Below are 7,132 nucleotides of genomic sequence, written 5' to 3' on the forward strand. Positions count from 1 at the left end.
CGCCGCGCGGCTCGCATCGGGCCGCGGCGCGGCGCCGAGGCGGTCGCCGAGGAACGCGCGCAGCGCATCGAGCGCCTGTTCGCGCTGCGCGGCCCGCGCGACGTCGAGCGCGACGATGTTGCTCGTGCCCTCCCAGATCGAGCCGAGATGCGCATCGCGCACGACGCGCGCGTCGCTCCATTCCTCGATGTAGCCGGTGCCGCCGCGCACTTCCATCGCATCGCCCGTCACACGTCGCGCATCGCGGCACGCGCGGAACTTGATCAGCGGCGTCAGGATCCGCACGCAGCGCGCGGCCTGCTCGTCGCCCGCATCGGCCTGCGGCAGCAGCAGCGCGATCTGCATGAACATCGCGCGCGCGGCCTCGGCCGGCAGCAACATCTTCAGCAACTGGCGCTGCATCAGCGGCATCTCGATCAGCTTGCGGCCGAAGGCCTCGCGATGCGCGGCGACGTGCAGCGCCTCGTTCAGCGCGCGCCGCATCAGCCCCGCCGCGCGCACGCCGTTCGACAGCCGCGACATGTTGATCATGTCGGCCATCTGGTGAAAGCCGCGGCCGATCTCGCCGATCAGGTACGCCTGCGCGCCTTCGAGCGCGATCTCGCCGCTCGCCATCGAACGGCTGCCGAGCTTGTCCTTCAGGCGCACGATCCGGTAGCGGTTGCGCGTGCCGTCCGGCAGCGTCTTCGGCAACAGGAACAGCGCGAGGCCCTTGATGCCGTCCGGCGCGCCATCGGGCCGCGCGAGCACCATCGCGAGATCGGCGTCCGCGTTCGAGCAGAACCATTTGTCGCCGGTCAGCCGCCAGACGGGCTCGCCTTGCGCGTCCGTCTCGCGCGTCGCCCGCGTCGCGATCCGGCCGACGTCGGAACCCGCCGCCTGCTCGGTCATGAACATCGCGCCCTGGTACAGCGTGTCGAAATCGCGCGACGCAAGCATCGGCAGGTAGCGCGCGACGAGCGCCGGATCGCCGAAGCGGCGCAGCGTACGCGTGAGTGAATCGGTCATGCTGACCGGGCAGCACAGCCCGAATTCCGCCTGCACGAACAGGAACGTCAGCGCGTACTTGACGAGCGGCGGGACCGATTCGGCCCCGTGGCTCAGCGACGCGAGACCGAGTTCGGCATACGCGACGCGTTCGAGCGCGACATACGCGGGATCCTTGTCGATCCACTGCACGGCCTCGCCGCGCCGGTTGCGGTGCTCGAGCACGGGCGGGTGCTTGTCCGCGCGCGATGCCCATTCGTCGAGCTCGCCCGACACGCGTGCGCCGAGCGCGTGCAGCCGCGGCTCGAGCTCGGCATAGCGGGCGTCGCCGAGATGCAGCTTCAGCAACGCGCCGAGATCGGGATCGACAGTGAAGAAATTGATGCCCCGGCTGTCGGGGATGTTGGATGCGCCGGCGTCCGGCGTGCGAGCTGTGTCGTTCATGCGTGCGTCTCCTGGGTTGCCTGTACGTCGGCTGGAGGGGGCGCCGCGGCGCCCGGCCAGTCCCGTGCAAAGCCTTCCGCAGAGCGTAGGCGCGCGATCGATAAGCGTCCAATACAGGATTTATCCGGTACGATAGATATCACTTATCGATGCCGACGCCGCGAGGAGACCCCATGGAACTGAGGCAGTTGCGCTACTTCGTGGCGGTCGCCGAGGAGCTGCATTTCGGGCGCGCGGCGAAGCGCCTGTTCATCTCTCAACCGGCGCTGAGTTTCGACATCCGCAAGTTCGAGGACGCGCTCGGCGTGCAGTTGTTCTCGCGCACCAACAAGACTGTTGCTCTGACCAACGCGGGCGAAGTGCTGCTCGGCGAAGCGCGCCGGCTGCTGCTGCAGGCGGCCGAAGCCGAACGCCTGACGGTGCGCTCCGCGTCCGGTCTCGCGGGCCGGCTGCGGATCGGCTTCGTTCATTCGATGCTGTATCGCGGGCTCCCCGATGCGGTGCGGCGCTTCGAAGCCGACTACCCCGGTGTCGAGGTCGTGCTCAGCGAAATGAATACGCAGGCGCAGGTGCAGGCGATCCAGCGCGGCCAGATCGATCTCGGCTACGCGCACTGGGGCCACTTTCCGCCCGAGGTCGAATCGACGCCCGTTTATGCGGAACCGTTCGTGTGCTGCCTGCCGGCCGCGCATCCGCTCGCGAAGCGCAAGCAGGTCGCGCTCGCCGCGCTGGCCGCGGAACCGTTCATCCTGTTTCCGCGCGAAGCGGCGCCCCACTATCACGACCTGATCATCGCGCAGTGCGTGAATGCCGGCTTCAGCCCGCTGATCCGCCACGAGGCACGGCTGTGGCAGACGATCCTGTCGATGATCGAGTTCGGGATGGGTATCGCGCTCGTGCCGCGCGTGCTGCAGCAGGTGAAGAGCGAGCGGCTCGCGTTCCGGCCGCTGAAGGATGCGTCGCTCGAATCGCGCACGCTCGCGCTGAAGCGCAGCGGCACGACCGAACCGGTGGCGCTGCGCTTCGCGGATTACGTACGTGCATCGATCGACGCGCTACCCGCGCTCGCAGGCTGAGCACACGACCGGCTGGCAGGTATGTGCGGGTATCTGAAAAATATTTGCAGAAAGTGCTTTACAGACCCCAAAATTCCTGACATAATCTTTTCTTCTTTGGGCGGTTAGCTCAGCGGTAGAGCACTGCCTTCACACGGCAGGGGTCACTGGTTCGATCCCAGTACCGCCCACCAAAGAATTCAAGGCCCTGCGTCTCACGACGCAGGGCCTTTTCGTTTTGGTGCGCCGAATTCACGGCCCACCCGCGCAGACTCACGTGAACCGGCAGTCATCGCCTCCTCCACGAATCCGCCATCTCGATTTCGATCGACACCTCCTTCGTTTCCGGCGCGTTGATTGACGCCCGCAGGAAATCAATGTCGATCCAGCGAACCCGCCGGCACGCTGTGCGGCTTTCCAACAGTAACGCCACGCTGCCGATCGGGAGCCGGAGCAGAAACGCTGTCTTCAAACGCTGCCCGGCCATTGACGCGTCTCGATTCGCCAAACACCATTAGCTTGTATTGGCGGATGCAACTCAGGCAAATCAGCTATCAGCGGCAAAATCTCCGATTTCTTCGCGCATCAAGCCCCGTCGGATCAACACCGTCTCCCGGTCCAGCGGACGAACAAAGTTCAGACATTTCATTTACGTCATACGAAATCTTTCAACACGAAAGAAAGAAAATTGCCAGTGTAATTTTTGGTAATTCTTCTGTAACATTTGTAGAAATCCAGATGCATAGAATCCTTACACCAAATAACAGCCAGCCGAATCGGCATCGCATTTAGGCACGAAATCATGACTTGCGATGGTGAGAGTTGGCGATAGAGATTGCACACCCATGTCCCCAGAGCAGAACGACTACACCCTGTGGCTTACCGGTCTGAGCGGCGCCGGCAAGTCAACCCTCTCGCGCGAAATTGCGGCGCGGTTGCGCGCACGCAATATTCCGACATGCATCCTCGACGGCGATGAATTGCGGGCAGGCGTTTCTCCCGATCTTGGCTTCTCGCGGGAAGATCGCACCGAAAACTGCCGACGCACCGCCGAAATCGCCAAGTTGCTCAATAGCCAGGGCTTCATGGTGATCGTCGCGCTGATCTCGCCTTATGAAGCCGACCGGCAGCGGGCACGACAGATCGTCGGCGTGGATCGCTTCGTCGAGGTCTACCTGAAAACCGATATCGCCACTTGCTCCGCACGTGATCCGAAGCAGCTTTATGCAAAGGCGATCACCGGCCAGACAACGCAATTCACCGGCATCTCGGATCCATACGAAGTACCGACCACGCCTGATCTCGTCGTCGAAACGGGATCGATGGATATTGCATCGTCGGTCACGCTCATCATGAATTTCGAGCGGCAGCGATTCGCGCACGCGTAATCTCGCCCCTTCATTACCACGCATCCGATCAGTAACGCACCGCACTCCGTCAATCGTGCCGCCTCAAAGGTCGACACGATTAACGGACATGCTCCGTGCCGGGTAACGTCAAGCCCTGTCGCAAGAAAACCGCTCAGCCGTCCGGTCGCGCGCGTCAAATCCCGATCGGGACAAATTCCACATGCGTCTCGCGCAATGGCATCCGCACGAACGCCGGGCGACGTGTCGCGCGACTACCCCACCCGCTCCGCCGTCGCATCGAACGCGCGCTTCGCCTTGTCGACGATCTCGTCGACCTCCGCCTCGCGAATCACAAGCGGCGGCGACAGCAGCATCCGGTCGCCGGTCGCACGCATGATCAGGTTGCCGTTGAAGCAGAAGTCGCGGCAGATCGTGCCGATATCGACGTTCGCACCGAACCGCTCGCGCCGGTCCCGGTCGCGCGCAAGCTGAACGCCCGCGACCAGCCCCGCTCCCGCAATCTCACCGACGATCGGATGGTTGCCCAGCGCATCGCGCAGCCTGCGCTGGAAATACGGCCCGATGTCGTTCTTCACGCGCTCGACGATCCCTTCGTCACGCAGCAGCTTCAGGTTCGCGACCGCGACGGCCGCTGCCACCGGGTGGCCCGAGTACGTGAGGCCGTGGTTGAATTCGCCGTTGTCGATGATCGGTCGCGCCACACGCTCGTGAATGCCGACGGCACCCATCGGCACGTAGCCCGACGTGAGACCCTTCGCCATCGTGATCAGGTCGGGCTCGAAGCCGAAGTGCTGGTGTGCGAACCATTCGCCGGTACGGCCGAAGCCGCCGATCACTTCGTCGGCCACCAGCAGGATGTCGTACTTGCGACAGATCCGCTGGATTTCCGGCCAGTACGTCGACGGCGGGAAGATCACGCCGCCCGCCCCCTGGAACGGCTCGCCGATGAACGCGGCGACGTTTTCCGCGCCGAGTTCGAGGATCTTCGCTTCGAGCTGCTGCGCGCGGGCGAGGCCGAACGCTTCCGGCGTTTCACCGGCCGCGGCTTCGCCGAAGAAATACGGCTGGTCGATGTGCACGATGTTCTCGACCTTCGACGGCATCTGCTCGTGCATGTAACCCATCCCGCCGAGCGTGCCGCCGGCGATCGTCGAGCCGTGATAGCCGTTCTTGCGCGAGATCACGAACTTCTTCTGCGGCTGGCCCTGCACACGCCAGTACTGGTGCACGAGGCGCAGCACGGTGTCGTTGCCTTCCGAGCCGCTGTTGCAATAGAAGAAGTGGTTGAAGCCCTTCGGCGTGACTTCCGCGAGCATCGCGGACAGTTCGATCACCGGCGGGTGGGTGGTCTTGAAGAACGTGTTGTAGAACGGCAGTTCCTGGATCTGGCGATACGCGGCGTCGGCGAGTTCCTTGCGGCCGTAGCCGACGTTCACGCACCAGAGGCCGGCCATCCCGTCGATCACCTTGTTGCCCTCCGAATCCCACAGGTAGACGCCGTCGGCCTTCACGATCACGCGGCTGCCCGCGCGGTTCAGCGCGCCCATGTCGGAAAACGGGTGGATGTGGTGTGCAGCGTCGAGCGCGCGGTAATCCGCGGTCGAATGCGGTGAAAGGGCTTCGTTTCGATCGGTCATGTTTCCTCCGGATAACAGTGCCGCACGCTCACACGTGCAGCAGCAGATGCCTGCGTTCCCACGAGCTGATCACGCGGAAGAACGCTTCGTATTCGGTGTCCTTCAGCGCCAGGTACGCTTTAACGAACTTGTCGCCGAGAATGCCGGCCAGCGGCGTGCTGGCCGCCATCAGCGAGATGCCCTCCTCGAGATTGCGCGGCAACTGGTACGGCAGGTTGTAGCCGTCCGACGCGATCGGCTCGGTCGGTGCGAGCTGCTGGGTCAAGCCGAGATAGCCGGCCGCGAGCGTCGCGGCGAAGGCGAGATACGGATTGCAGTCGACGCCCGGGATCCGGTTCTCGATTCGGCGCGCCGACGCGCCTGACTGCGGAATGCGGAAGCCGACCGTACGGTTGTCATAGCCCCACTGCACGTTGATCGGTGCAGCCATGAAGCGCGACAGGCGGCGATACGAATTGATGTACGGCGCGAAGATCGGCATCAGCGCGGGTGTGTACTTCTGCAGCCCCGCGAGATAACTGTGGAACATCGGCGACACCGCACCGTCTTCGTTGGAGAACAGGTTGCGCCCCGTGCGCGCGTCGGCCAGGCTCTGGTGGATGTGCATCGCCGAGCCGGGCTCGTCCTGCATCGGCTTCGCCATGAAGGTCGCGTACATGTTGTGGCGCAACGCCGCCTCGCGCACCGTGCGCTTGAACAGGAACACCTGGTCGGCGAGCGACAGCGCATCGCCGTGCACGAAGTTGATCTCCATCTGCGCGGCGCCGACCTCGTGGATCAGCGTCTCGATATCGAGCCCCTGCATCTCGCAGTATTCGTAGATGTCCTCGAACAGCGAATCGAACTCGTTCACCGCCTCGATCGAATACGACTGCCGGCCGGTCTCCGCACGCCCGGTGCGGCCGACCGGCGGACGCAGCGGCAGATCGGGATCGGCGTTCATGTCGACGAGATAGAACTCGAGCTCGGGCGCGACGACCGGCTGCCAGCCTTTCGCCTTGTACAGGTCGAGCACGCGTCGCAGCACGTAGCGCGGCGAGATCTCGACCGGCGAGCCGTCGAAGTGCACGCAGTCGTGGATCACCTGCGCGGTCGGATCGACGGCCCACGGGATCAGGCAGATCGTCGACGGATCGGGCACGCACACCATGTCGGGATCGGTCACGCCGGTCAGCGTACCGTCCTCCGGATAGTCGCCGGTGACGGTCTGCACCATCACGGCCTGCGGCAGGCGCATCGATTCGCCGGATTCGAACTTGTTGCGCGGAATGATCTTGCCGCGCGCAATGCCGGCCATGTCGGGAATGATCGCCTCGACCTCGGTGATGCGGTGCTGGCGCAGGAATTCGCTCAGTTCGGGTTGCATGATCGGCCTCTATCAGTCGACGTCGGATGCGGCCGGCGACACCATCGCGCCACCGGCTGCATGAATGCGATGCGTCATGCGCGCGCGGCACGCCGCGCCGAATGCCGCGAAGATGTCGCGCGACAGCGGCTGTTCCGCGTAGCGCCATTCGGGATGCCACTGCACGCCGAGCGCGAACGCCCGCGCGCCGCGCACGCTGACGGCCTCGACGAGTCCGTCGGGCGCACTGGCTTCGACGACGAGCCCCGCGCCGAGCTGCGCGATGCCCTGGTC

At 64.4% G+C, this 7,132-nt stretch carries 7 protein-coding genes and 1 tRNA gene; 3 read left to right on the forward strand and 5 right to left on the reverse strand.

Translation table 11 applies throughout. From position 1 onward, the window contains the following. On the reverse strand, positions 1-1,431 hold a 1,431-nt coding region (locus G3N93_RS30565), incomplete at its 3' end, for an acyl-CoA dehydrogenase family protein (RefSeq protein WP_206134622.1). Positions 1,432-1,604: 173 nt separating this feature from the next. Between G3N93_RS30565 and G3N93_RS30570 the strand changes: the two genes are divergently transcribed. Both G3N93_RS30570 and G3N93_RS30575 read left to right on the forward strand, forming a co-directional pair. Then, positions 1,605-2,507 (forward strand): LysR family transcriptional regulator, encoded by a 903-nt coding sequence (locus G3N93_RS30570; RefSeq protein ID WP_089431272.1) that lies wholly within the window; start codon positions 1,605-1,607, stop codon positions 2,505-2,507. 98 nt (positions 2,508-2,605) lie between these two features. Further along, positions 2,606-2,680 (forward strand) — tRNA-Val (locus tag G3N93_RS30575). Between the two features lie 95 nt (positions 2,681-2,775). Here G3N93_RS30575 and G3N93_RS30580 read toward each other — a convergent pair. Beyond that, positions 2,776-2,973: a hypothetical protein gene (locus G3N93_RS30580; RefSeq protein WP_206134623.1), complete on the reverse strand. Its 198-nt coding sequence runs from the start codon at positions 2,971-2,973 to the stop codon at positions 2,776-2,778. 358 nt (positions 2,974-3,331) lie between these two features. Between G3N93_RS30580 and cysC the strand changes: the two genes are divergently transcribed. Continuing rightward, entirely contained in the window at positions 3,332-3,874 is a 543-nt protein-coding gene (gene cysC / locus G3N93_RS30585; RefSeq protein ID WP_241026761.1) for an adenylyl-sulfate kinase, read from the forward strand. Between the two features lie 233 nt (positions 3,875-4,107). On the opposite strand, the gene G3N93_RS30590 is transcribed toward cysC, so the two are convergent. The 3 genes from G3N93_RS30590 to G3N93_RS30600 form a co-directional block, all read right to left on the reverse strand. Further along, on the reverse strand, positions 4,108-5,493 hold the full coding sequence (locus G3N93_RS30590; RefSeq protein ID WP_206134624.1) for an aspartate aminotransferase family protein: 1,386 nt from the start codon (positions 5,491-5,493) through the stop codon (positions 4,108-4,110). A gap of 28 nt (positions 5,494-5,521) precedes the next feature. Next, complete coding sequence (locus tag G3N93_RS30595; RefSeq protein ID WP_174941807.1) at positions 5,522-6,859, reverse strand: glutamine synthetase family protein; 1,338 nt, start codon at positions 6,857-6,859, stop codon at positions 5,522-5,524. Between the two features lie 12 nt (positions 6,860-6,871). After that, the coding region (locus tag G3N93_RS30600; protein WP_206134625.1) for a gamma-glutamyl-gamma-aminobutyrate hydrolase family protein at positions 6,872-7,132 on the reverse strand (261 nt) is incomplete at its 5' end.

The sequence above is a fragment of the Burkholderia sp. Se-20378 genome, assembly GCF_017104665.1.
GTDB classification, from domain to species: domain Bacteria; phylum Pseudomonadota; class Gammaproteobacteria; order Burkholderiales; family Burkholderiaceae; genus Burkholderia; species Burkholderia lata.

Excerpts from the sequence above, each read along its gene's own strand:
- G3N93_RS30580 (WP_206134623.1), bottom strand. The coding sequence starts at position 2,973 with ATGGCCGGGCAGCGTTTGAAGACAGCGTTTCTGCTCCGGCTCCCGATC.
- G3N93_RS30595 (WP_174941807.1), bottom strand. The coding sequence starts at position 6,859 with ATGCAACCCGAACTGAGCGAATTCCTGCGCCAGCACCGCATCACCGAG.
- G3N93_RS30570 (WP_089431272.1), top strand. The coding sequence starts at position 1,605 with ATGGAACTGAGGCAGTTGCGCTACTTCGTGGCGGTCGCCGAGGAGCTG.
- cysC (WP_241026761.1), top strand. The coding sequence starts at position 3,332 with ATGTCCCCAGAGCAGAACGACTACACCCTGTGGCTTACCGGTCTGAGC.
- G3N93_RS30590 (WP_206134624.1), bottom strand. The coding sequence starts at position 5,493 with ATGACCGATCGAAACGAAGCCCTTTCACCGCATTCGACCGCGGATTAC.